Source organism: Microbacterium psychrotolerans (assembly GCF_031085295.1).
GTDB lineage: Bacteria > Actinomycetota > Actinomycetes > Actinomycetales > Microbacteriaceae > Microbacterium > Microbacterium psychrotolerans.
On the sequence record NZ_JAVFWO010000007.1, the window covers coordinates 32,817 to 56,623 of the forward strand.

General features: G+C 71.5%; 22 protein-coding genes. 11 read left to right on the forward strand and 11 right to left on the reverse strand.

Translation table 11 applies throughout. The features are described 5' to 3' along the window. Nucleotides 1-235: 235 nt before the first annotated feature. Nucleotides 236-1,177 (reverse strand): DMT family transporter, encoded by a 942-nt coding sequence (locus Q9R08_RS18955; protein ID WP_418001379.1) that lies wholly within the window; start codon nucleotides 1,175-1,177, stop codon nucleotides 236-238. A 100-nt stretch (nucleotides 1,178-1,277) separates the two neighbouring features. Beyond that, a complete protein-coding gene (locus Q9R08_RS18960; RefSeq protein WP_308869746.1) occupies nucleotides 1,278-2,588 on the reverse strand; it encodes an MFS transporter in 1,311 nt (436 codons plus the stop codon). Between the two features lie 215 nt (nucleotides 2,589-2,803). On the opposite strand from Q9R08_RS18960, the gene rpsO reads away from it, so the two are divergent. Further along, nucleotides 2,804-3,073 carry a 30S ribosomal protein S15 gene (gene rpsO / locus Q9R08_RS18965; protein ID WP_005048780.1) on the forward strand — a complete coding sequence of 90 codons (270 nt, stop codon included), beginning with the start codon at nucleotides 2,804-2,806 and terminating at the stop codon, nucleotides 3,071-3,073. 106 nt (nucleotides 3,074-3,179) lie between these two features. On the opposite strand, the gene surE is transcribed toward rpsO, so the two are convergent. The 4 genes from surE to Q9R08_RS18985 form a co-directional block, all read right to left on the reverse strand. Further along, nucleotides 3,180-3,974 (reverse strand): 5'/3'-nucleotidase SurE, encoded by a 795-nt coding sequence (surE, locus tag Q9R08_RS18970; RefSeq protein ID WP_308869747.1) that lies wholly within the window; start codon nucleotides 3,972-3,974, stop codon nucleotides 3,180-3,182. After that, a complete protein-coding gene (locus tag Q9R08_RS18975; protein ID WP_308869748.1) occupies nucleotides 3,971-5,077 on the reverse strand; it encodes a 1-phosphofructokinase family hexose kinase in 1,107 nt (368 codons plus the stop codon). The genes surE and Q9R08_RS18975 overlap by 4 nt, the downstream gene beginning before the upstream one ends. A 70-nt stretch (nucleotides 5,078-5,147) precedes the next feature. Beyond that, on the reverse strand, nucleotides 5,148-6,209 hold the full coding sequence (locus tag Q9R08_RS18980; RefSeq protein ID WP_308869749.1) for an isopenicillin N synthase family dioxygenase: 1,062 nt from the start codon (nucleotides 6,207-6,209) through the stop codon (nucleotides 5,148-5,150). Between the two features lie 105 nt (nucleotides 6,210-6,314). Next, on the reverse strand, nucleotides 6,315-7,457 hold the full coding sequence (locus Q9R08_RS18985) for an epoxide hydrolase family protein (RefSeq protein ID WP_308869750.1): 1,143 nt from the start codon (nucleotides 7,455-7,457) through the stop codon (nucleotides 6,315-6,317). A 71-nt stretch (nucleotides 7,458-7,528) separates the two neighbouring features. Here Q9R08_RS18985 and Q9R08_RS18990 point away from each other — a divergent pair, with 71 nt between their 5' ends. From Q9R08_RS18990 to efeB, 4 genes are all read left to right on the forward strand, one after another. Beyond that, entirely contained in the window at nucleotides 7,529-8,479 is a 951-nt protein-coding gene (locus Q9R08_RS18990; RefSeq protein WP_308869751.1) for a helix-turn-helix transcriptional regulator, read from the forward strand. Between the two features lie 155 nt (nucleotides 8,480-8,634). Further along, a complete protein-coding gene (gene efeU / locus Q9R08_RS18995) occupies nucleotides 8,635-9,624 on the forward strand; it encodes an iron uptake transporter permease EfeU (RefSeq protein ID WP_308869752.1) in 990 nt (329 codons plus the stop codon). Beyond that, the gene (efeO, locus tag Q9R08_RS19000) at nucleotides 9,621-10,850 is read left to right on the forward strand and encodes an iron uptake system protein EfeO (RefSeq protein WP_308869753.1); all 1,230 of its coding nucleotides are present in this window, start codon (nucleotides 9,621-9,623) and stop codon (nucleotides 10,848-10,850) included. The genes efeU and efeO overlap by 4 nt, the downstream gene beginning before the upstream one ends. Before the next feature lies 1 nt (nucleotide 10,851). Continuing rightward, entirely contained in the window at nucleotides 10,852-12,177 is a 1,326-nt protein-coding gene (efeB, locus tag Q9R08_RS19005; protein ID WP_308869754.1) for an iron uptake transporter deferrochelatase/peroxidase subunit, read from the forward strand. Nucleotides 12,178-12,240: 63 nt separating this feature from the next. Here the strand turns inward: efeB and Q9R08_RS19010 are convergent, their stop codons facing one another. Then, nucleotides 12,241-13,416, reverse strand: coding sequence for an acyltransferase family protein (locus Q9R08_RS19010; protein ID WP_308869755.1), 1,176 nt, complete (start codon nucleotides 13,414-13,416; stop codon nucleotides 12,241-12,243). Nucleotides 13,417-13,547: 131 nt separating this feature from the next. Here Q9R08_RS19010 and Q9R08_RS19015 point away from each other — a divergent pair, with 131 nt between their 5' ends. The 5 genes from Q9R08_RS19015 to Q9R08_RS19035 all read left to right on the forward strand — a co-directional run bounded on the left by Q9R08_RS19015 (nucleotide 13,548) and on the right by Q9R08_RS19035 (nucleotide 18,127). Continuing rightward, on the forward strand, nucleotides 13,548-14,093 hold the full coding sequence (locus tag Q9R08_RS19015) for a carboxylesterase family protein (RefSeq protein WP_308869756.1): 546 nt from the start codon (nucleotides 13,548-13,550) through the stop codon (nucleotides 14,091-14,093). Then, nucleotides 14,041-15,129, forward strand: coding sequence for a carboxylesterase family protein (locus tag Q9R08_RS19020; protein WP_308869757.1), 1,089 nt, complete (start codon nucleotides 14,041-14,043; stop codon nucleotides 15,127-15,129). Before Q9R08_RS19015 ends, Q9R08_RS19020 begins: the two co-directional genes overlap by 53 nt. 13 nt (nucleotides 15,130-15,142) lie before the next feature. Continuing rightward, a complete protein-coding gene (locus tag Q9R08_RS19025; RefSeq protein ID WP_308869758.1) occupies nucleotides 15,143-16,027 on the forward strand; it encodes an alpha/beta fold hydrolase in 885 nt (294 codons plus the stop codon). 254 nt (nucleotides 16,028-16,281) lie between these two features. Further along, a complete protein-coding gene (locus tag Q9R08_RS19030) occupies nucleotides 16,282-17,481 on the forward strand; it encodes an LLM class flavin-dependent oxidoreductase (protein WP_308869839.1) in 1,200 nt (399 codons plus the stop codon). A 1-nt stretch (nucleotide 17,482) separates the two neighbouring features. Further along, the gene (locus tag Q9R08_RS19035) at nucleotides 17,483-18,127 is read left to right on the forward strand and encodes an FMN reductase (protein ID WP_308869759.1); all 645 of its coding nucleotides are present in this window, start codon (nucleotides 17,483-17,485) and stop codon (nucleotides 18,125-18,127) included. 12 nt (nucleotides 18,128-18,139) lie between these two features. Here Q9R08_RS19035 and Q9R08_RS19040 read toward each other — a convergent pair whose 3' ends face one another. Together Q9R08_RS19040 and Q9R08_RS19045 are read right to left on the reverse strand one after the other, a co-directional pair. Further along, complete coding sequence (locus Q9R08_RS19040) at nucleotides 18,140-18,979, reverse strand: DNA/RNA non-specific endonuclease (protein ID WP_308869760.1); 840 nt, start codon at nucleotides 18,977-18,979, stop codon at nucleotides 18,140-18,142. Beyond that, on the reverse strand, nucleotides 18,960-19,625 hold the full coding sequence (locus Q9R08_RS19045; protein WP_308869761.1) for a DedA family protein: 666 nt from the start codon (nucleotides 19,623-19,625) through the stop codon (nucleotides 18,960-18,962). Before Q9R08_RS19045 ends, Q9R08_RS19040 begins: the two co-directional genes overlap by 20 nt. Nucleotides 19,626-19,764: 139 nt before the next feature. On the opposite strand from Q9R08_RS19045, the gene Q9R08_RS19050 reads away from it, so the two are divergent. After that, complete coding sequence (locus Q9R08_RS19050) at nucleotides 19,765-21,738, forward strand: glycosyltransferase (protein WP_308869762.1); 1,974 nt, start codon at nucleotides 19,765-19,767, stop codon at nucleotides 21,736-21,738. A gap of 43 nt (nucleotides 21,739-21,781) precedes the next feature. Here Q9R08_RS19050 and Q9R08_RS19055 read toward each other — a convergent pair whose 3' ends face one another. Both Q9R08_RS19055 and Q9R08_RS19060 read right to left on the reverse strand, forming a co-directional pair. Continuing rightward, a complete protein-coding gene (locus Q9R08_RS19055) occupies nucleotides 21,782-22,465 on the reverse strand; it encodes a response regulator (RefSeq protein ID WP_308869763.1) in 684 nt (227 codons plus the stop codon). After that, nucleotides 22,462-23,721, reverse strand: a complete 1,260-nt coding sequence (locus Q9R08_RS19060) for a sensor histidine kinase (RefSeq protein WP_308869764.1) — start codon at nucleotides 23,719-23,721, stop codon at nucleotides 22,462-22,464. Before Q9R08_RS19060 ends, Q9R08_RS19055 begins: the two co-directional genes overlap by 4 nt. Nucleotides 23,722-23,807: the final 86 nt, after the last annotated feature.

Sequence of the window (23,807 nt, forward strand, 5' to 3'; positions counted from 1 at the left end):
AGGCATCTGCTCTTCTGCGTGTGGGTGGATCGGCCCGAGACAGACACCGTCTCGCGCACCCGGTCGGCGCCCACCTCGAGGTCGAAGGCGCCGATGTCGTGCCGCTCCACGCCGGAATGGTCGCCCTCGTGCCGCGGGGATCGGGCATCGCATCTCGACCAGTCCCGGTGCGCCCGCGGTGAGACGCCCGGGCGCGTCCGCCGGACCGCGGCCTGAGGGGGGTCGATCGGGCGCGTCAGGAACGCGGTCGCCGGCGCAGGCGGTCTTGAGCGAGCAGGATGCCGAGGAAGACGACGAGTGCGCCGAGGGGCTCGTTCCAGGAGATCGTCTCGCCCAGGATGACGATGCCCAGGACGACACCGACCACCGGCGTGATGTAGGTGACGGTGGATGCGCGCGTAGGACCCCACGCGCGGACGGTGTTCTGGTTCCACACGTACGCGATCCCGGTGCCGAGGCAGCCGAGCAGGACGAGGCTCACGACGATGGGCGCGTCGAGGCGCACGGGCGTCAGGACGAGGAACGGCGTGAGCACCACCATCACCGCCCCCGCCATCGCGATGTAGCCGAACGTGAACGCCAGCGCCGACATCCCCGTGTTCGAGACGAAGCGACGCATGTACGCGAAGCTGAAGCCGTAGCTCGCGGTCGCGCCCAGGATCGCCAGCTCGGCGACGAGGCTTCCGTCCAGCGCGACCCCCTGCCACGGCGCGATGATCACGATCACGCCCAGGATGCCGATGCCGATGCCGATGACCTGCATGGCCTTCAGCCGCTCCACGCGGAATACCAGCCACGCCATGATCGCCGTCATGATCGGCGTGGTCGCGTTGAAGATGCTCGCCACGCCCGAGCTCACGTGCTGCTGCGCCCACGAGAACAGCAGGAACGGGATGACGCAGAAGGTCAGCCCGAGCACCAGCAGGTGGCCCCAGACGCGGAGGCTGCGCGAGAGCCGCTCACGACGCAGGAGCACGAGGGCGCCGAGCGTGAGGGCGCCCAGCAGGATGCGGGTCCAGGCGACCTGCGCCGGCGAGATGCCGGTGAGCGACACCTTCATGAAGAGGAAGCTCGAGCCCCACACGATGCCGGCGAGCACGAACTGCACCGTGATCCAGCGCGCCGAGGGCAGTCGCTCTGCGCGTGTCACGGGGGTCGTGTCGGTCGTCGAAGCCACGTGGCCACCCTACGGTTGCCCTGCGACGTCGCGGCGCGCCCTCGGATGCGACGGCCGAAATCCGCCGGTCTGCGACGGTTCGGCTACGCTCTGGCGCCGGTCAGGGGACGGGGTTCTCGGCGTCGTACGCGCGGAAGCGCGGGCTGGCGCGCACCAGCATCGCCACGAGCGCGATGATCACGAAGCCGCCCAGCAGCGGCGGGAACCACAGCGCCGTGAGCGTCGCGAGCGTGCCGGCGTAGAGCGCGCCGAGGCGGGGGCCGCCCGCGACCACGACGATGAAGATGCCCTGCAGCCGGCCACGGATCGCGTCGGGTACCGCCGCCTGCACCATGGTGTTGCGAAAGATCGAGCTGATGTTGTCGGCGGCGCCCGATACGGCGAGCACGACGCAGGCGAGTGCGATCAGAGCGACGTTCGGGGTGTCGGCGTCGACTCCGACGGGTGCCAGCCAGCCGAGTGCCGCCGCCCCCAGCACCAGGCCGAGCGCGGCGATCGAGATCCCGTAGACGAGGATCGCGCGCTCGATGCCGAGGCCCTGGCGGCGGATCGCGCCGACGCGGCCCGAGAACAGACTGGACGCGAAGGCACCGGCGGCGACCGACGCGGTGAGGAGACCCGTGGTGATCGGGCCGCCGCCGAGCAGCACCGCCCCGATGGCGGGGAACAGCGACAGCGGCTGGCCGAACGTCATCGCGATGATGTCCAGGATGAACTGCAGGCGGATGTTGGACGCGCGCCGCAGGAACCGCCAGCCGTCCCGGAGCGATTCGAGTCCCGGCCGGACGACCTCGCCCTCGGGGCGCAGAGCCGGCAGCGTCCAGAGGCCGAGGAACAGCGAGGTCATCAGGATCACGTCGAGCGTGTACGTCCAGGCGTAGCCGGTCAGCGCCACCAGCACGCCGGCCAGCGCGGGACCGGCCATCACCATGATCCCGACGGTGATGCCGCCGAGGGCCGAGGCGGCCGGCAGCAGCTCGCGGGGGAGCAGGCGCGGCACGATCGCCTGGCGGGTCGCCAGCACGATCGAGTTGGCGGCGGAGTTGACGATGCTCAGCGCGTACAGCCACCACACCGTCTCGAGGTTCGCCCAGGTGAGGACGGCGAGCAGCGCCGTCGACCCGAACGTCACTGTGGCTGCGATCAGCGCCACCGCCCGGCGGTCGAACGCGTCGGCGAGCATGCCGCCGTAGATGCCCGCGACGATCATGGGCAGAAGTCCGGCGACGGCGATCATCGAGACGGCGAACGTCGACTCGGTGAGGTCGTACATCTGCAGCATGATCGCGACGATCGTGAGCTGGCCACCCAGGCCCGCCAGCGTCGATCCGATCCACATCCGCGTGAACGCGGGACTGGTGCGGAAAGGCCGCAGGTCGATGAAGTGGCTGCGGTGCTGCTCGGCGCTCACTCCCCGACCTCGGCCGCTGCTCCACGCCGGCCCTGCGGCTCGACGCGGAGGGGGTGTGGCACGGGTTCGAGCGTACCCGGGCTGAGCAGGAGCGCGTTCGCCGCGGCATCCGTTCGCTGGTAGACTCTTCAGGTTGCCGTTGGATCGGCCGCGGAGAAAGAGAGCTCGCACATCGGGTGACGGGCACCGCGCAACAAGCAGAGAGGGGATCACCTATGGCACTGGAAGCAGACGTCAAGAAGGCGATCATCGAAGAGTACGCGACGCACCCCGGTGACACCGGATCCCCCGAGGTGCAGGTCGCGATGCTGACGCAGCGCATCAAGGACCTGACCGAGCACCTCAAGGAGCACAAGCACGACCACCACTCGCGTCGTGGGCTGTTCCTGCTCGTCGGTCAGCGCCGCCGTCTCCTGGGCTACCTCCAGGACATCGACATCAACCGTTACCGCTCGCTCATCGAGCGCCTCGGTCTCCGTCGATAAGGCATCGACCAGCGTTCAATCGCGCAAAACATTCTTGAGAAGGCCTCCCCACGGTGTGGGGAGGCCTTCGTTCTTTCCGTCGATCGCTGCGGCCTGCGGGCTTGCCTCACCTCTCGCGCTGCGAGGCTGCGGACCCTGACGGGCGGGCGGTCGCCTGTGACGCCTCGAAGCCGAGCGGCAGTTGCGACACCGGATCGAGGCCGGTGAGGGTCACCCATCCCTCAGCCAGGAGTGCGGCGTCGCTGCCGGGCTCGGGGGTGTTGGGCAGGTCCTCGACAGCCAGGCGGATGTGACCGGCGTCCCGCTCGCTCAGTGTCGTCTGCACGATGCCGAAGGGGGCCAGGGCGGCCTCGACGGTCCCGAGGTTGTCCGGCGCGTTCGGGACGTTGACGTTGACCACGGTTCCGCGTGGCCGCTCGAGCAGGAACGGCAGCACGCCGATCGCTGCGGCGGAGGCGGCATCCCAGTGGAACCGCGTCGGGTTCATGCCGACATCCAGCGACACCGCGGCGGCCCACGCCCCGTTGAGGCCGCCGGTCAGTGCGGCACCGACGGTTCCGGAGTGCAGGATGGCGCGGCCGACGTTCGCGCCGTGATTGACCCCCGAGAGCACGAGCTCGGCCGGTTCGCCGAAGGCGCCGTGCGCCGCGATGAGCGCGATGAGACCGGGACCGCCGCGCACCGCGAAGGCCGCGATGCCGTCGAGACCGGGAAGCTCGCGGCGCTCGATCGCGATGCGGCCATCCTCCTCGGCGGCCACGATGGACGCGCTGGAGCCGCTGGACTGCCGGACGGGCGCCGCGATGGTCACGTCGAGACCGGAGTCCCGGGCGGCGCGGGCGAGGGAGTGAAGACCCGGCGCATCGATGCCGTCGTCATTGGTGATGAGCGCGCGGGTCATCGCGGGTTCCCCGATTCCGCCGTCTCCGAGCGTCCGGACTCCGGGGAGTCACCGGACGACGCCTCGCCCGGCGGCCGCTCCATCGACGCCTCGCCCGGCGGCCGTTCCGTCGGCTCTGCCAGGGCCGCGAGCCCGTCGGGGCTGACGTGACCCGTCACCGGCTGATCCATCCCCGCCTCGGCCCCATCGAGGAGCTGTCGCACCGTGACGGCCGACCGCAGCGCCGCGATCGCGTCGGGGTCGCCGGTTCCCAGTCCATGGCGCGTGACATTCAGCGCGGCGGCGGCCGCGCCGGTCACGATCGCATCGCGCACGCTCTCGCCCCGCGCGATGCCCGCCGCCACGCCCGCGGTGAGCGAGTCACCGGCGCCGCGCGTATCGGCGACCTCGAGGCGCGGTGCGGTGATCTCGAGGAACCCGTCCGGATCGAGCAGGAGCATGGGCTCCGGCGAGCGCGAGACGATCACGGCCTCCGCCCCGTCCTTCCGCAGGCGCCGCATCGCGGCCATGATCCCCGCTGCGGAGTCGTCGTCGACGCGCCCGTCGCTCGCCAGCTCCTCGTCGCTGACCTTGAGCACGTCGACGCCGCCCTTGATGGCAGCGTCGAGCCGGGCGCCCGAGAGGTCGACGACGACCTTGGCGCCTCCGGCGTGCAGGTCGGAGGCCAGCCGGCGGTAGGTGTCGGCGGGGAGCGTCTCGTCGCCGGCGGGTCCGCTGAGGATCGCCAGGCCGGAGGCGAGCCCTTCGCGCAGGGTCACGCCGTAGAGCTCGTCGAGATCGTGCCGGGCGAGGGGATCGCCCCCCGTCTCAGCGATGATGCGACGCTCGCCGCCGCGGCGATCGTGCACGTAGGCGGAGCCCTTCCCCGGCCGCTCGACGCCTGCGACGGTCATGCCCTCGTCCTCCAGCAGATGCCGCAGCATCCGTCCGACCTCGCCCGTCAGGCTGCAGCAGATCGTCACCGGGACGCCCAGCCGCAGCAGCATGCGCGCCTGCCAGACGCCCTGGCCGCCGGCGTGCACATGGATGTCCGGTTCGTCGTCGTGCTCCTCGACGGTGACGGTGAGCGTCGGGGAGGGTGCGAAGATCGTCACGTCGCTCATACCGTCACGCTACGCGCGCGTCCCGGCGCCGAGGACCCCCTTGCAGGGCACGGGGCGACCTGCAACAACGTCAGGCGGATGAGCCCGAGGCCACCGCTTCCCGGCCACTCGGCTCCGCCGCCGCCGCGCGAGCCGCCACGAGATCCGCATGGTGGATGCCGGCGACATCGGGGTGGGCGCGCAGGCGCGACTTCAGCGCGTTCTCGCCGTACAGCGCGTGGATCGGATTCGACGGGTCCTGCGTGACCCCGCGCGCCTGCGCGGCGAGCTCGTCGGGCAGCTCGATCAGCGGGAGGCGCTTGTCGAGCGCGGGGTTGAAGAAGAACGGGACCGAGATGCGGTCGTCGGGGTACTTCGGCGAGATGACCCGGTGCTTGGTCGCGATCAGGTAGCCCTGGGTCGCGTACTCGAGCAGCTCGCCGATGTTGACGACGAAGGCGCCCGGCACCGGGGGAGCGTCCACCCACTGTCCGTCGCGCTCCACCTGGAGTCCGCCCTTGCCGGGCTCGACCCACAGCAGCGTGAGCACGCCGGAGTCCTTGTGGGCGCCGACGCCCTGCTGGGGTGTCGGGTCCTCCTTGCCGGGGTAGCGGACGATCTTGATGAGGGTGGACGGCTCGCCGAAGTGCTCGTCGAAGTAACTCTCCTCCGCCCCGAGCGAGAGCGCCCAGGCGCGCAGCAGCTTGCGCGCGACACCCGACAGGTGATCGTGCCACTCCGTGACGACGTCGCGCAGCTCGGGCTGCGCTTCGGGCCAGAGGTTCGGCCCGATGAGGCGCGCGAAGTCCGGGGCATCGGCGTCCGCCACCGCCTCGCGCTCGGGACCGATGTCGATCTGCTCGCGCCAGTCGACCTTGCCCTGCGTGCGCTCGCCGCCGATGCGCGTGTACCCGCGGAAGTGCGGGCTGTTGACGTTCTCGATCGCGAGCTTGTCGGCTTCGGGGAGGGCGAAGAACTCGCGGGCGGCGCGGTGCAGACGTGATTCCAGCTCAGGCGAGACGCCGGTGCCGGTGAGGTAGAAGAACCCGACGTCATGGGTCGCCGCGCGCAGGTCGTCGCGGAACTGCGCAGCCGCCTCAGCGCCCGCGTCGAGCCGGGAGAGGTCCAGGATCGGCAGATTCAGCTCGGTCATGAGGCGAGGCTAGGCGGATGCCGCGGCATCCGCTCGGTTTGTTGCGCCGGGTTAAGCGCGGTCACGGCGGGCCGCGCGGACGGATCCGCGCGGCCCGCCTGCTGTTCACGAGCGGTCGAAGAAGGTTCGGATGTCGCCGACGACCAGCTCCGGCACCTCGAGCGCGGCGTAGTGCCCGCCCGTCTCGAAGCGGCTCCAGTGCACGATGTTCGTGTTGTCGCGCTCGGCGAACACCTTGATCGTCTGGAAGTCGTCCTTGAACACGGCGACACCCGTGCGAGCGCCGCTCACGCGGGGCTCGGCATCCGCCAGCGCGTTGTCGCGGTAGGCGCGGCTCATGCCGGCCGACGCGTTGGCGAACCACGCGACGCTCACCTCGGTGAGGATGGCGTCGATGGGGACGAGGCTGGTGCCGTTGCCGAACGAGTTGAACAGCTCGGCGTAGGCCAGGTGCCCGACGGGGGAGTCGGACAGTGCAGCGGCGATCGTCTGCGGGCGGGCGGCGTTCATCGTGTTGTACGCGCCGACGGACTGGAACCACTGCATGTGCTCGAGCCCGGCATAGTCCTGCGGCTCGAGCTGCTCGAACTCGGCCGGGTCGCCCGAGGGGAACGAGAACAGCTGCAACACGTGCAGGCCCAGGAAGCCCTCGGGATCGAGCAGGCCCAGCTCACGCGCGACCATCGCCCCATTGTCGCTGCCGTGGATGCCGTACGAGTCGTAGCCGAGACGGCGCATCAGCGTGTCGTAGGCGGCGGCGACGCGCGCGGTGGTCCAGCCCGGCTGCGTGACCGGCTGGCTGAAGCCGAATCCGGGCGCATCCGGGACGACGACGTCGAAGGCGTCCTCGGCGCGGCCGCCGTGTGCGACCGGGTCGACGAGCGGGCCGATCATGTCCAGGTAGTCGACGAACGAGCCCGGGTACGTGTGCGCGAGGATCAGCGGCGTGGCACCCCCGTGCGGCGAGCGCACGTGCACGAAGTGGATCGGCTGCCCGTCGATCTCCGTGATGAAGTGCGGGAACTCGTTCATACGCGCCTCGGCAGCGCGCCAGTCGAACCCGTCGCGCCAGCGTGCGACGGCATCCGCGAGGTACTGGTGGGGCGTTCCCGACTCCCAGTCGTCGGAGGGTGCCGGCTGGGGGAGCCGGGTGCGCGCCAGGCGGTCGTTGAGGTCGTCGAGGTCCGCCTGCGGGATGTCGACGCGGAAGGGGCGGATGTCGGTGGTGGCGGCGGTTGCGGTGTTCATGTCTTCGACGTTACGGTCGAAACAGGCAGGTTATCTTCCTGATATCTGCGCACTTCGACGAATCGAGCGAGATGGCAGGCACCTCTGCGCGGATGCTCGCACTCCTCGCGCTGCTGCAGAGCCGCCCGCGGTGGCCGGGGCCGGAGCTGGCGACGCGACTCGGCGTCTCGGTGCGGACCATCCGCACCGACATCGAGCGCCTGCGCGCGCTCGGCTACCCCGTCGAGGCCGAACGCGGCCGAGCCGGCTCGTATCGGCTGGCGGCGGGCGGCAAGCTGCCGCCGCTGCTGCTGGACGACGAGGAGGCGGTCGCCGTCGCCATCGGGCTGCGCGTGGCGCGCGGTGTCGCGGGTGTCGATGAGGCAGGCGCCCGTGCGCTCGCGAAACTGCTCCAGGTGCTGCCCGAGCGGCTGCGGCCCACGGTCGACGCGGTGGCAGCGACCATCGACAGCGGCCCCGAGAACGTCGGCACCGACGCACCCGATCCCGAGGTCGACCCGCGCGTGCTGAGCGCGGTCGCGCAGGCGGTGCACGCGGGGGAGTGGCTGCGGTTCGATGACCGCGGTACGGCTCGACGCGTCGAGCCGTACCGGCTGCTCAGCTGGCAGCGCCGGTGGTACCTCGTGGCGCGAGATCCCGACACGGACGAGTGGGAGACGTTCCGGTTGGACTGGATCGAGCCCCGCATGCCGACGCGGCGTCAATTCGCCCCCGTCCCGGTGCCCGGGGGCGACTTCACGGCCTTCGCGCTGCGCTCGATCGCTGCCGGCGGGTGGAACGTGCACGCGCGTCTGCGGATCGCCGCGCCTGCGGAGCGGGTGATCGCGCGCATCAACCCGACCGTGGGCGTCGTCGAGGACGTGGGGCCGACGACATCCGTGCTGGTGACGGGCGCCGACAGTCTGGAGACCATCGCCGCCTACATCGGCATGCTGGGCATGGATTTCACCGTCGACTCTCCCGCGGAGCTCGTGCCGCATCTGCAGCGCCTCGCGGAGCGGTACGCGCGCGCTGCCGGCTGACCGCGAGGGCGCCGTCACGGAATGGACATGCGCCGAGGTGTCCGGTAGCGTCGAAGGTAAGGCTCACCTTACGTTGAACCGCCGCGCGCATGAGACCGCAGGAGTGCCGAGGCGTAACGGGGCGCCGCCTCATCCGCACCATCTTGGGAATCCCGTTGCTCGCCACCTTCCTCATCGGCCTGCGTGAAGGCCTCGAAGCCGCGCTCGTCGTCGGCATCCTCGTCGCTTACCTCTCCAAGCTCGGCCGGCGCGACGTGCTGCCGCGCCTGTGGGCGGGTGTGGGGCTCGCCATCGTGCTGGCCCTCGTCATCGGCGCGGTCCTGACGTTCGGCGCGTATTCCCTCACGTTCGAGGCGCAGGAGCTCCTGGGCGGCACCTTGTCGCTGCTCGCGGTGGCGATGGTCACGTGGATGATCTTCTGGATGCAGCGGACAGCCCGCACCCTCAAGCGCACGCTCGAGGGCGAGGTCGACCGCGCGCTCGCCACCGGCGGGCTCTGGGCGCTCGTCGCCATCGGATTCGTCTCGGTGGCACGTGAGGGCGTCGAGACCACCCTGCTGCTGTGGTCGATGGTCCAGTCCTTCGGCGAGGCCCCCGCCGCACTGGCGGGCGCACTGCTGGGTCTGGTGGCGGCCGTGATCCTCGGCTGGGCCCTCGCGCGCGGCATGCTGCGACTCGACCTTCGCGTCTTCTTCGGCTGGACGGGAGCCTTCCTGGTGATCGTGGCCGCCGGGGTGCTGGCGTACGCGATCCACGATCTGCAGGAGGCCGGCGCGCTTCCCGGTCCCTTCACCGCCGCCGCGCCCATCGACCCCGCCACCGGCGACGTCGCCGTCGGCTGGGCGGCGTTCCCGTTCGGCTGGGCATTCGACCTCACCGGCTCGATCCCCCCGGGAAGCGCGCTGGCTGCGATCCTGCAGGCGACCGTGGGCTTCATGCCGCGGATGTCGTGGCTGCAGGTCGTCGCCTGGGTGCTCTACGTCGGGATCGTGGGCGGCATCTGGCTCCGCGGCCAGCTGCGCTCGCGTCCGGCGGCGCGTCCGGCACCTGCCGCGGACGCCGCATCCGTCCCCACGTCACCTGCCTCACCAGTGGCAGTTCCTCCCGGCCCGCCTTCCGTCCCATCCCCGCAAGGAGAAGCATGACCGCCCGTCGTCTCATCCCGGCACTCGCCGTCGCCGCCCTCGGCGCCCTCGTCCTGTCCGGTTGCGTCGCCAAGAGCGACGCCGCCTCATCCGACGCACTGACCGTGTCGTCGACGGCCTCGGGCTGCGAGGTGTCGGGTGATGCGGCGACCAGTGGCACGCTCACGTTCGATGTGAGCAACGACGGCGACGAGGTGACCGAGTTCTACCTGCTCGCCGACGACGGCCTGCGCATCGTGGGCGAGGTCGAGAACATCGCGCCCGGCGCGTCGCGCACGCTCACGGTCGTCGCGCAGCCGGGTGACTACTTCACGCTCTGCAAGCCGGGAATGATCGGCGACGGCGTCGGGCGCGCGGCGTTCGCCGTCTCGGGCGACGCCGTCGAGCTGTCGGGCGAGGACGCGGAGCAGAAGCAGCAGGCGGTCGACCTCTACGCCGCCTTCGTCAAGGACCAGGTCGGGCAGCTCGCCCCCGCCGTGTCGGAGTTCGTCGCGGCGTACGAGTCGGGCGACGATGAGACCGCGCGTGCGCAGTTCGCCCTCGTGCGCGCCTACTACGAGCGCATCGAGCCGGTCGCCGAGGCGCTCGGCGACCTCGACCCGCGCATCGACTACCGCGAGGTCGACGCGATCGCCGAAGGACTGGACTGGACCGGGTTCCACCGGATCGAGAAGGACCTGTGGGTGCCGGCCGCCGATGCACTGAACGCCGACGGCGAGACGCCGGCGTGGCAGGACTGGGCGCCCTCGACCGAGGCGGAGCGCGCCGCCTTCGGCGATCAGTTGATCGCCGACGTGCAGGAGCTGTATGACTACGTGCACTCCGACGACTTCCAGGAGTCCCTCGACGCGCAGGGCATCGCCGGCATCTCCAACGGCGCCATCGCACTCCTCGACGAGGTCGCCACGGGCAAGATCCAGGGCGAAGAGGACTGGTGGTCGGGCACGGATCTCTCCGACTTCGCCGCCAACGTCGAAGGCTCGAAGATGGCGTTCTCGCTCGTGCGCGACTTCGCCGTGGCACAGGGCGACGAGGGTGCGGCCCTCGCCGACGAGATCGACGCCGGCTACGCCGACCTCGAGACCGCCCTCGCGCAGTACGGCTCGCTCGAGAGCGGCTTCGTGGTGTACACCGAGCTCACCGACGACGACAAGCGCGAGCTCACCGACCTGATCAACGCCCTCGCCGAGCCGCTCGCGCAGCTCACGAACACGGTGCTGGCGTAACGTGACCGACCCGTCGAACGGCTCCGCGGACGCTCCCGCTCCGGCGGGGGCGGCGCCGGGCGCGGGTGCCGGTCTCTCGCGGCGCGGCGTCCTCGGCCTCGCGCTCGGGGCCGGCGCCGCCGGCCTCGCGCTCGGGGCGGGAGCCGGCGCGACGACGGGCGTCGCCGTCGGGCGTGCGCGGGAGCAGGATGCCGCGGCATCCGTCTACGACTACTACGGCGCGCATCAGGCCGGCATCACGACGCCCGTGCAGGATCATCTGCACTTCGCGTCGTTCGACATGATGGCGCGCACCGATCGCGACGATCTGGTGACGCTCCTGCAGGACTGGTCGTACGCGGCGGCCCGCATGACCCAGGGCCTCGACGTCAGCGCCACCGGCGCAGTGGGCGGGTCGCCGGAGGCCCCGCCGGACGACACCGGCGAGGCGCTGGGGCTCGCGGCGAGCGGCCTGACGATCACCTTCGGCTTCGGCCCGTCGCTGTTCGAGAACGACGAGGGCGACCGCTACGGGCTCGCGACGCGGCGGCCGGCGCAGCTCGAGAAGCTGCCGGCGTTCCTCGGCGACGACCTCGACCCGGCGCTCTCGGGCGGCGACCTGTGCATCCAGGCCTGCGCCGACGATCCGCAGGTCGCTGTGCACGCGATCCGCAACCTCAGCCGCATCGCCTTCGGGCGCGCGCGGCTGCGGTGGTCTCAGCTCGGCTTCGGACGCACGTCGCGCACGACGGCGGCGCAGGCGACGCCGCGCAACCTCTTCGGCTTCAAGGACGGCACCGCGAACATCCTCGCGACCGATGATGCGGCGCTCGCCGACCACGTGTGGGTCGGCGCCGCGGACGAGCCGGCATGGATGGCGGGCGGTTCGTACCTCGTCGCGCGCAAGATCGCGATGCTCATCGAGACCTGGGACCGTGTGCGCCTCTCGGAGCAGGAGTCGATCATCGGCCGCACCAAGGGCGTGGGGGCGCCGCTGTCGGGCGGCGACGAGTTCACCGAGCCCGACTTCGACGCCACCGGTGCGGGCGGTCAGCCGGCGATCGCGACGACCAGCCACGTGCGGCTCGCGCATCCGGAGCTGAACGACGGCATCCGGATCCTGCGGCGCGGCTACAACTTCGTCGACGGCAACAACGAACTGGGCCGTCTCGACGCCGGGCTGTTCTTCCTGTCGTACCAGCGATCGCCCGAGCAGTTCGTGCGCCTGCAGCGCTCGCTGTCGACCGACACGATGAACGAGTACATCCGCCACGTGGGCTCGGGACTCTGGGCGGTTCCCGCGGGCGCGCAGCCCGGCTCCTTCGTCGGAGCCGCTCTCTTCGCCTGAGCGCCGCGCTTCTCGTTGGAGCCCCTGCCGGGGCTGACCGCCGTCGGCGCCGCGAACCTCTGCTCAGCCGTTCTGGCGGGGATCGGGCCGGGGAACCCGGGGCTGCTCGCGCGGTCGGCGCGAACCGGTCGGGTCGCTGCGGCGGCCCTCGCGCCGCGCGAGCGTGCGGTCGGCGAACAGCCACGCCGGACGCGGCTCGACCAGCGGGCGGAAGACGCGGCGCACCGGACGCGTCGCCAGCCCCAGCGCGATGAGCACCGAACCGACGATGACCAGCGGCAGCCAGAGCCAGGTGGGCTCGGCGTTGCGCAGCAGGCCGTTCTCGCGGAACGGGTACAGCACGAAGGAGTGCAGCAGGTAGACGTACATCGTGTACTGGCCGAAATGCGTCCACCAGTGGGTGTCGCGCGGAAGCAGCGCGAAGAACGCCGTCGACAGCAGCACCGCCACGATCATGAGCGCGAGGCGCACGCCGCCTGCCCACCACTGGGTGCCGCCGATGGAGGCGTAGTTCTCGTCGTAGAAGAGCCACTCCCGCAGGTTCATGGCGCGCCAGTCGTCGACGAAGAACCACGCCGCCCAGGCGGCGAGTGCGAAAAGGCCGATGCCTCCGGCGAACACCCACCACGGGCGGCGGTCCAGCAGCCGCAGCCGTGCGACCACGTCGTGCTCGCGCAGCCACCAGCCGAGCGTGAAGAAGGGCAGCAGGCCGAGGGTGCGCGACAGCGAGAACGTCGAGTCGATGTTGGGCAGGTATCCGGCGCCGATCGAGATCGCGACCGTCCACAGCAGCGGCCAACGCAGCAGCGCGAGGTAGGGGAGCACGACGCGGAAGATGCCCAGCGCCAGCAGGAACCACAGCGTCCACGACGGCTCGGTGAGGTTGGGGTTCGCCTGGCCCTCGACGAGCCACTTCGTCAGCGTCCACAGCCCCTCGAACACGATGTACGGCACCAGGATGTCGGTGATGACGCGCGCCATCTGCGTCCTCGTGGGGGCATCCGACTTCGAGAAGTAGCCGGAGATCACCGCGAAGGCCGGCATGTGGAACGCATACACGACGAGGTAGAGACTCAGCGCGATGTCGGAGTCGTACGTCAGCCGCTGTACGGCGTGACCGAGCACGACCAGGACGATGCACGCGAACCGGGCGTTGTCCCAGAAGGGTGTGCGCCGTCGCGGGCGGGCGATCGACCCCGACGGGGTGGTCGCCGTGGGGGGAACGCTGCTGCCGGTCATCGTCACCTCTCGCCGGGGCGCAGACCAGACTAGCCGGGGATGATCCGCTTCGCCTTCGCTTGACACCGAGTCCCACGCGGGCTGAGTCTGAGTTCGGCAGCGCCGCCGACGTGCGCCAGGAGGAGACCACGATGACGGTGCCCATGCCCTCAGCCCACGGTGCCGGGGCGGTCCCGGACGCCTCTGCCCTCACGAGCACCTCGGCGACCGCTACCTCGTTCGGCGCAGTTGACCTGCGTCCCGTCGTGCAGGTCGCCGGCGGTCGCGTTCGCGGTACTCGCGAGGGCGCGCTCGATCGATTCCTCGGCATCCCGTACGCCGCCGCGCCGGTCGGGGAGCTGCGCTTCCGTGAGCCACAGCCGGCACCGGCATGGGAGGGGGAGCGGGATGCCGCGGCCTTCGGCCCGACGGCTCCGCAGGCGCCCTATGGCGGCGGCCTCGAGAAGTACCTGCCGACCGTCGAGATCGCCGGCGACGACATCCTGACGGTGAACGTGTGGACGCCGGCCGACCGGCCGGCCGATGCGGCGCTGCCGGTGCTCGTGTTCGTGCACGGAGGCACTGACCCGTGGCGCGGCGGCCCTGCCGGCCTACGGCGGGCGGACGTTCGCACGGCACGGCATCGTGTACGTCTCGGTCCAGTACCGGCTCGGGCAGGAGGGCTTCGCGGTGCTTGACGACGTGCCGCAGAACCTCGGTGTGCTCGACCAGCAGGCCGCGCTGCGCTGGGTGCGCCGCGAGATCGCGGCCTTCGGTGGCGACCCGGCGAACGTCACGGTCATGGGCCACTCAGCGGGCGCGAACACCCTCACCGCCCTGCTCGCCCTGCCGCACGCGAAAGAGCTGTTCGACCGCGCGATCCTCCAGTCCGGGCCGCTCGCCGCGCAGCCTCCGAAGAAGGCCGGACGCATGACGCGCGAGATCGCCAAGCGGCTGAAGATCTCCGCCACGCGCGCCGGATTCTCCGCTGTGACCGCCCACCAGCTGGTGGAGCAGCAGCGGGCGATCGCCGCGGGCGGCTCGCCTCTCGGCCGCGGCCCCAGCGTGGCGCTCGCCATCGGCGGCGAGGCCGTGCCGCGCAATCCGCTCGACGCCCTGCTCGCCGGCGCCGGCCGCGGCATCCCCGTGCTCATCGGCTCCACGAGCGAGGAGTACCGGCTCTGGTTCGTGCCCAGCGGCGTCCTCGACAGGATCACGGCCCGCACGCTCGCCCTCGCCCGCCTCGCGTCGCGGGTGCCCTCGCGCATCGTGACGGCGCACCGTGCCCGTCGGCCCGATGCGACGGCGGGAGAGGTGCTCGGCGAAGTGGTGACCGACGTTCTCCTGCGCGGGCCGATCGCGCGGTTCGCCGACAGCCGGACCGACGAGCCGGCCGCGTCTCTCCGGGTTGAAGCGGCACCCGCGGCTCCTACATGGGTCTACGAGTTCCGGTGGCGGAGCCCCGTCGACCGCCTGGGCGCCGCCCACGGGATGGAGCTCGGCTTCGTGTTCGACCGCGTCGACACGCCCGACGCCGTGGCCCTGGGCGGCCACGACGGTCCGCAGGCCCTCGCCGACGCCATGCACCGCGCCTGGGTGTCGTTCGTCCTCGAGGGCGATCCGGGATGGGAGGCGTGGTCGAGCCGCCGGCCGGTGCAGGCGTTCGACGCCGACGGGGGCCATATCGACTACGCGCCGCGTCAGGACGAGCTCGACGGTCTTCCCAAGCGGTAGTGTCACAGTCGCGATGACGACGATCGACGACGCGCTCGCGCGCGACCAGGCCCTTCCCGACCTCGACTGGCACGTGTTCCCCGCCGGCACCGAGCGCGATGTGTTCCGTGCTCCCAGTGGCGGCCTGGCACGTGTTCGTCTCGGCGACCCCGACGCGCCGCGCGTCGTGCTCGTGCCCGGCGTCGCCGGGTCGAAGGAGGACTTCGTCCTGCTGTTCCCTCTCCTTGCGGCAGCGGGTTACCGCGTCGAGGCGTACGACATCGCCGGCCACTACGAGTCGGTCGACGCGGGGCCGCAGCATCTCGACCCGCCGCGCGAGTCCTACGACTATCCGCTGTTCGTCGACGATCTCGTCGCGATCCTCGAAGAGGGTGGTGGACCCGCGCACGTGCTCGGCTACAGCTTCGCGGGTCTGGTGACCGAGCTCGCCCTGGTCGCGCGCCCCGAGCTGTTCCGCAGCCTCACGCTCATGGCGGCGCCGCCGGCGACCGGCCAGGTGTTCCGTGGCGTGAAGCACATCGGCCCCATCTCGGACATGTCGCCGCACCGGGCGGCCGGGCTCATCCTCTGGGGCATCCGCTACAACCTCAACCGCACGCCCCCGGGGCGCATCGCATTCGTGCGCGAGCGTCTCGGCATCACCGGCCGCGCCTGCATCGACGACGTCGTCGGCCTGATGATGGCCACGCCCGACGTCGCGGACGACGTCGCCGCGATCGACGTTCCGAAGCTCATCGCCGTCGGTGAGCAGGACCTGTGGCCTCAGGCCCAGCACGACGCCTACGCGCTGCGCATCGGCGCGCGCGTGGCGACGTACCCGACGGGTCACGCGCCCTGCGAGACGGCGCCGCACCAGCTCGTGCGCGACATGCTGCAGCTGTTCGCCGCCGCGCAGTGACGAGAGCGGATGCCGCCGCGTGCGGCATCCGCGCTCGACGTCACTTGATCGAGCGGCGCGTGACGACCAGCAGTGAATCGAGCGGACGCCGGGGTCGCAGCATCCGATTCGGGAATAACCTTTGTGGGCATGCGTTACACGAGATACATTCATTTGCATAGATTCGTCCGCGACGGAGATCCCGCACGGCGAACGGAGCCCTGAGTCAGGGGAGCGGAGAAGCGATCGTGAGCGAGAGCACCACGTGGTCGGGAATGCAGTTCGGCATCTTCACGGTGAGCGACATCACCCAGGACCCGACCGACGGCACCACGCCCAGTGAGGCGGAGAGGATCCGGGCGACGATCGAGATCGCCAAGCACGCCGAGGAGGTGGGCCTGGACGTCTTCGCCCTCGGTGAGCACCACAACCCGCCGTTCTGGTCGTCGTCGCCCACCACGACGCTCGCGTACATCGCCGCGCAGACCGAACGCCTCATCCTGTCGACCGCGACGACCCTCATCACCACGAACGACCCGGTGAAGATCGCCGAGGACTACGCGATGCTGCAGCACGTGTCTGGCGGGCGCACCGACCTCATGATCGGCCGCGGCAACACCGGCCCGGTGTACCCGTGGTTCGGCAAGGACATCCGCCAGGGCCTGCCGCTCGCGATCGAGAACTACAACCTGCTGCACCGCCTGTGGCGTGAGGATGTCGTCGACTGGGAGGGCCAGTTCCGCACGCCCCTGCAGGGCTTCACGTCGACCCCGCGCCCGCTCGACGGTGTGGCGCCGTTCGTGTGGCACGGCTCGATCCGCACTCCCGAGATCGCGGAGCAGGCGGCCTACTACGGCGACGGCTTCTTCGCGAACAACATCTTCTGGCCCAAGGAGCACTACCAGCGCTTGATCGCGCTGTACCGCCAGCGCTACGCGCACTACGGTCACGGCACGCCCGAGCAGGCGATCGTGGGCCTCGGCGGTCAGGTCTTCATGGCCGCGAAGTCTCAGGATGCGGTGGCGCAGTTCCGCCCTTACTTCGACAACGCCCCCGTGTACGGCCACGGTCCGTCGCTCGAGGACTTCAGCGAGATGACGCCCCTCACCGTCGGCTCGCCCCAGCAGGTGATCGACCGCTACGCCGCCATGCGCGAGACGTACGGCGACTACCAGCGCCAGCTGTTCCTCATGGACCACGCCGGCCTGCCGCTGAAGACGGTGCTCGAGCAGCTCGACATCCTGGGCGGCGAGGTCGTCCCGGTGCTGCGCAAGGAGCTGCAGAAGAACCGGGCGCCGGAGGTCCCGGACGCCCCGACCCACGCGAACCTCGTGGCCGCAGCCTACGGCGACCAGGCACCGCGGCAGGCGGTGCCCGGGGCGAACCGCGGCGACAACCTCGTGGGAACCAGCCCGTACCAGGACAGCCCGGCGCCCGCAGGTGCCGCATTCGGCCTCGGCCGGAAGGAGGCGTGACATGACCGCTCGCCGTATCGCCGTCATCTCGGCGGGTCTGTCGAACCCGTCCTCGACGCGCATGCTCGCCGATCGGCTCGCCGCCGCGACGGCGAAGCAGCTGTCGGAGCGCGGCATCGAGATCGAGGTCGACGTGTTCGAGCTGCGCGACTACGCCCACGACATCACGAACAACCTCCTGACGGGGTTCGCTCCGCCCGCCCTGGAGTCCGTGATCAACGCGGTCGTCTCGGCCGACGCGGTCATCGCGGTGACGCCGATCTTCTCCACGAGCTACTCGGGCCTGTTCAAGTCGTTCATCGACGTGCTCGACCCCGACGCGCTCACCGGCAAGCCAGTGCTGATCGGCGCGAACGCAGGCACCGCTCGCCACTCGCTCGCGATCGACTACGCCATCCGGCCGCTGTTCACGTACCTGCACGCCGAGCCGGTCTCGACGGGTGTGTTCGCCGCGTCGAGCGACTGGGGCTCGTCGGCCGACAACATCGCACCGCTCGGTGAGCGGATCGACCGCGGCGCGCGCGAGCTCGCCGACGCGATCGCGCGGCGGGAGCCGGCGACGGACTCCGATCCGTTCGACCCCGCCAACTACCTCGGCGAGGGGCGCTCGTTCGGCCACCTGCTGGGCGGCCTCGCGGGCGAGTGATCCCGCGAACCCTCAGCCGAGATACACGTCCTCCGGTGCGCGGAGGGGGCGCCACGCGTCCTCTCCGCGCACCGCGGCGTCTGCGGCACCGACCCGGGGCATCACGTCGGCGTCGACGAGTCCGCCGAGGTCGACGCCGGTCAGGGCCTCGATGTCGGCGATCGGCACCTGGAACGTGCGGAAGGCGCCCAGCGAAGGCACCGCGAGGGCTCCCTGGGTCACGTCGATCAGCTCGGACTGGTCGAGCAGGAAGCCCGCCGCGGCGAGGCCGGGCGACGACCCTCCGTCCTGCGTCGCCCATGCGGCGACCTTGAAGAAGCGCCGCGGGATGCGGATGCCGCGATAGGGCGGGTCGTCGTCAGCGAGGACCGGGGCGGTGAAGACGCTCAGCCGTTCGTCGGTCGTGTCGGCGAACTCCAGCACATGGTCCTCGAGCCCGAGCCACAGCTCCTTCGACTGGTTGAACCCGCTCGCCTGCGGAGCGGCGTTGGGATAGACGAACGTCGCCTCTGTCGCCTCCCGAGCCTGTGCGGCCGTGCCCCAGCCAGGATCCCGCCGGCGCACCAGATGCCCGCGGTCCAGGTCGTTCGATGCGTAGACGGCGGGTCCCGCCTGCTCGGTGGCGGGAATCCGGGGGTCCAGCTCCCACTCGCCCGTGCGCGGCAGATCCTGGAGCGTGGCGCCGTCGATGTTCACCGCCGTCACCACCGCGAGGCGCCGCTGCGGCTCGAGCAGGATCGTGAAGCGCGGGTAGGTGAGAAGGCGCACCTCCCGCGCAGCCGAAGGCCGCGGGAGGGGGAGGGGGATGCCGAGGAAGCGCTCGTCGTATGCGTCAAAGGTCTCGTCTGCCACGGATCCATCCTGGCCGGTCGCGCCGACAGTCGCCGCGCGGGAGCTCGCCCACGGTGCGCGTGCCGCGGAGGCGGCGCGCGAGCACCGCATCGATGCCGACGCCGATGCCGACGGCCACGACGACCGACACGACGACGGCGACCACCGGACCGCCGGGCAGCAGCGCCGCCACGGCCGCACCGATGAGCGCCTGATACAGCGCCCACAGGGATGCCGCCAGCGCATCGACGGCGAGATACCGCACCGCGCCGATCCGGGTCGCCCCCGCGGCGAGGTTGACCGCGAGGCGGGCGAACGGGATGAATCGCGCCGTGAACAGCACGAGCGCCGTCCGCTGCTCGAGGCGCGCCTGCGCCCACGTCAGCGCGGCACGTGCGCGCGGTGCCCGCATCCAGCGCCACCGGTCGAGTCCGATCGTGCGCCCGACGAGATAGCAGGCCGCATCCCCGGCGATGGCGGCGACGGTGGCGACGGCGATGACGGCGCCCAGCGGCGGCTCGCCGCCCGACACCGAGAGGGCGCCGAACGCCGTCACCGCCGCCTCGCCCGGTATCACCACGAGGAATGCGTCGCCCAGCACCAGCGCGAACAGCACGAAGAGCGCCCACGGACTTCGCGCGACCTCGGTCAGCAGCTCCTCGACCACGTCTCCTTGGTAGTCCGCCGCGGTGAACGGCGACGGAACGGGGCCCGTCCGGTGGCCTGCCGAGGTGCATCGGGTGAACACTTCCGTGCAAGCGCCGGTTCGGGGCATCCGTCGCTTCCCGCCCCGTCAGCCTGGAGGCGTGAGAGTCGCACTGCTCGCCGAATCGTTCCTGCCCCACATGAACGGGGTGACGGGGTCGGTACTCCACGTCCTCCGTCATCTCGCCGCCGAAGGTCACGAGACCCTCGTCATCGCGCCGCGCGCCGGTGAGATCACCACCGACCTCCACGGCGCCCGCACCGAGCTGCTGCGGTCGACGCCGCTGCCGTCGTATCCCGAGGTGCGCATCGTGTTCGCCCGGGCCGCGCGCCTGACGGCGATCCTCCGCGAGTTCCGGCCCGATGTCGTGCACCTGGCGTCGCCGTTCGTGCTGGGCTGGCAGGGGCTCGCGGCCGCAGACGCGCTGCGCGTGCCTGCTGTCGCCGTGTATCAGACCGACGTCGTCGCGTACGCGCAGAAGTACGGGATGCCGCAGGCCGCCGTCCTCGTCGGCCGCCACGTCGCCCGCCTGCACCGGCGCGCCACCCTCACCCTGGCCCCGTCGACGGCCTCCCTGCAGCAGCTCGAGGATCTCGGCGTCGACAGGCTGCGTCGATGGGGGCGCGGCGTCGACACCGCCCGCTTCGGTCCGGAGCGGCGGAGTGACACGTGGCGCACGCGCGTCGCCCCGGGCAGCACGATCGTCGGCTACGTCGGCCGCCTCGCACCCGAGAAGCAGGTCGAAGACCTCGCTGCGCTCGCAGGCATCGACGGCACGCGTCTGGTGATCGTCGGGGACGGGCCTGCGCGTCCGGCGCTGGAGCGGGCGCTGCCCGATGCGGTGTTCACCGGTCACCTCACCGGTGGCGCGCTCGCCGAGGCGCTCGCGAGCTTCGACGTGTTCGTGCACCCGGGCGAGAGCGAGACCTTCGGCCAGACGATCCAGGAGGCGCTGGCCAGCGGTGTTCCGGTCGTGGCGACCGGGGTCGGCGGGCCCGTGGACCTGGTGCGATCGAGCGTCGACGGGTGGCTCTACCGTCCCGGCGATCTGCACGACCTCCGCGCCCGCGTCGCCGACCTCGCCGGCGATGAGGGAAAGCGCCGTGCGTTCGCCGTGGCGGCCCGCGATTCGGTGCGCGACCGTTCGTGGGATGCCGTGTGCCGTCAGCTCGTCTGCCACTACGAGGACGCCCGGATGCTGCGCCCCCTCGACGACGCGCAGCGCCGGCGTGCCGGCATCCGACCGTCGTCGCCCTCCGCCGTGTCCGCGCTGCGGCCGCGCTGGTCACGGTACGTCGCCCTGGGCGACTCGCTCACCGAAGGGCTCTGCGACACGTCGCGGATGCCCGCCGGGCAGTACCGCGGCTGGGCAGATCGCCTGGCGCAGCTGCTCGCGCACGAGGCGACCGGCCCGGCGCCGTTCCGGTATGCGAACCTCGCCGTGCGCAGTCGCCGGGTGCGTCACCTCACGGCGGAGCAGCTCCCGCTGGCACTGGCGATGCGCCCGGATCTCGTGTCGATCCTGATGGGCGCCAATGATCTCGTCGGCCGGCGTGTCGACATCGCCGGGCTCGCGACCGAGCTCGAGGCATCCGTCCGCGCCCTGCGGGACGCCGGGATCGACGTCCTCCTCGTCACGCCGTTCCTTCCACACCGGCGTGCGGCGGTGCTGTTCGAGCGCAGGTTCGCCGTATTCGCCTCGGAGCTCCGGCGGATCGCCGCGGGTACCGGCGCGATGCTGCTCGATCTCGACGCGATCCCCGCGATCGGGGATCTCGACCTGTGGGCGTCCGATCGGGTGCACCTGCGCTCGCGAGGACACCGGTTCCTGGCCTATCGCGCGGCGGAGCGCCTCGGCGTCCGCGACGCCGAGGCGCTCGGCGGACTCGACGCCGCCCTCCACGCCGACGACGATCCCGTCGCGCACGGGACGTGGCTCAGCCGCGACGTCCTGCCCTGGGCGTGGCGCCGCCTCCGGGGACGCACCGCGGGCGACGGCGTCGCGCCGAAGCACAGCGGGTACGTGGTCATCGGCGGGGGCGGCGAGGTGCGCTCCCGCAGCCGCACCACGTGAGGGGGCTCGGGGGGCCACCCGGAGCGGCGCCGCCACTCCGGCGTCAGCCGGCGTCCCGCCAGGCGTACTCCGACTCCGGCCGCCCGGGGGTGCCGTAGCGCGGGGAACGGCTCACGCGCCCGGCCTCGACGAGGTGCTCGAGGTAGCGGCGCGCGGCGACGCGCGACATCCCCAGCCGCGCGGCGGACTCGCCGGCCGACACGGGTCCGTGCTCCCGCACGTCGGCCGTCACCTTCGCGAGGGTGTCGCCCGCCAGTCCCTTGGGGAGGGCCACGGGCAGCGCGGGACGGAACGCACCGAGCAGTGCGTCGATCTCCGACTGCGTCGGCGAGCCGGCCGCTTCCGCGGCCCGCCGGCGATATTCGCGGTACTGCTCGAGGCGCTCGCGGAAGACTCCGAAGGTGAACGGCTTGACCAGGTACTGCGAGACCCCCAGGCTGACCATCTGTCGCACCACCTCGGCGTCGCGGACGCCGGTGACCGCGACGACGTCGACATCGGACGCCCGGGAACGGATCTGTCGCAGGACGTCCAGTCCCGTGCCGTCTGGCATCGTGACGTCGAGCAGCACGAGGTCGATGTCTGCCGGGCGGCCGAGGATGGCGGCGACGGCTGCCCGTGCGCCTGTGCACTCCGCCGCCACGCGGAACCCGTCGAGCCGCTCGACATAGGTTCGATGCAGCTCGAGTGTCAGGGCGTCGTCGTCGACGAGCAGCACCCCGATCACGGCTGCCTCGCGGGCAGCACGGCGGTGAACGTCGTCGGAGCCGAGGCGATCGAGATGCTCCCGCCCGCGTCCTCGACGATCGACCGGACGAGCGCCAGGCCGACGCCCCGCCCGTCCGCGCCCGCCGGCTTGGTCGAGAACCCGTGCTCGAACACCCGATCGCGCAGATCGTCCGGGATGCCGGAGCCGCTGTCGGCCACGACGATCCGGAGCGCACCGGGCGCGGCGTTCTCGAAGGCGATGCGCACCCAGCGCGGCGGCTCGCCCGAGGCCGCGGCATCCAGCGCGTTGTCGATGAGGTTGCCGACCACCGAGACGGCGTCAACGGGCGAGAGCACACTGCGCGGCGCCGCGGGGTCGATCTCGGCACTCCACTCGACGCCGTGCTCGCGCGCCTGCGCCGCCTTGCCCAGGAGCAGGGCGCCCACCGTGGGGTCGCCGTCGCGGCGCGCGGCGACCTGGTCGACCAGCGCCTGACTCTGGCGGGACGTCTCGGTGAGGATCTCGATCGCCTCCCGTGTGCGACCGAGCTCGAGCAGCGACACGGCGGTGTGCATGCGGTTGCCGTGCTCGTGCGTCTGCGCCCGCAGCGCCTCGCCCAGGGTGCGCATCGACTCGTACGAGGCGACGGCGTCCCGGATGCTGCCGGCCGGCAGATCTCCCGCCAGCCGGCGTGTCGTGCGCCGGGCGAGGAGAGCGCCCGCGAGCCCGGCCACGAGCACCGCGAGCACGATGACGACGACGAACGGAAGCCGGGGGAGGAGGTCGGATGCGATGCTGCCGACCGTCCTGCCCACCGACACCCAGCCGACGACGCCGCCGCCGGCTTCGATCGGCACGATCGTCCGCACCGATGGACCGAGCGTGCCCGCGAACTCCTCGGTCAGCGCCACGGGCTCGCTCGGGATCGTTCCGAGATACGCACGCCCGATCTCGGCGGGATCGCGGTGGGTGACACGGATGCCGTCGGGCGTCATGATCGTGACGAAGTCCACGCCGGCACCCGCCATGATGCCCTCGGCGAACGGCTGCAGCACGGCGGTGGCATCGTCACCGCCGAGAGCGTCCGCCACGGACGGGGCGACCGCGATCGACGTCGCGACCCCGCGCGTCACCTCTTCGGCCTCCGCCCGCGCCGAGCGCTGCGCATCGAGGACGAGGAGCAGCGCGAGCAGCGCGACCAAGACGACGACGGCGGCCGCCACGGCGATGAAGACCAGCGACGCCGCGCTGACACGGCGAGCGTCTGCGTGCATGCGACCTCCTCGTGGCTGTGCTTGCTCCATCCTCTCCCGTCGGCGTCGATCGCGGGCCCGGGATCCCACGACCAATACGACCACAA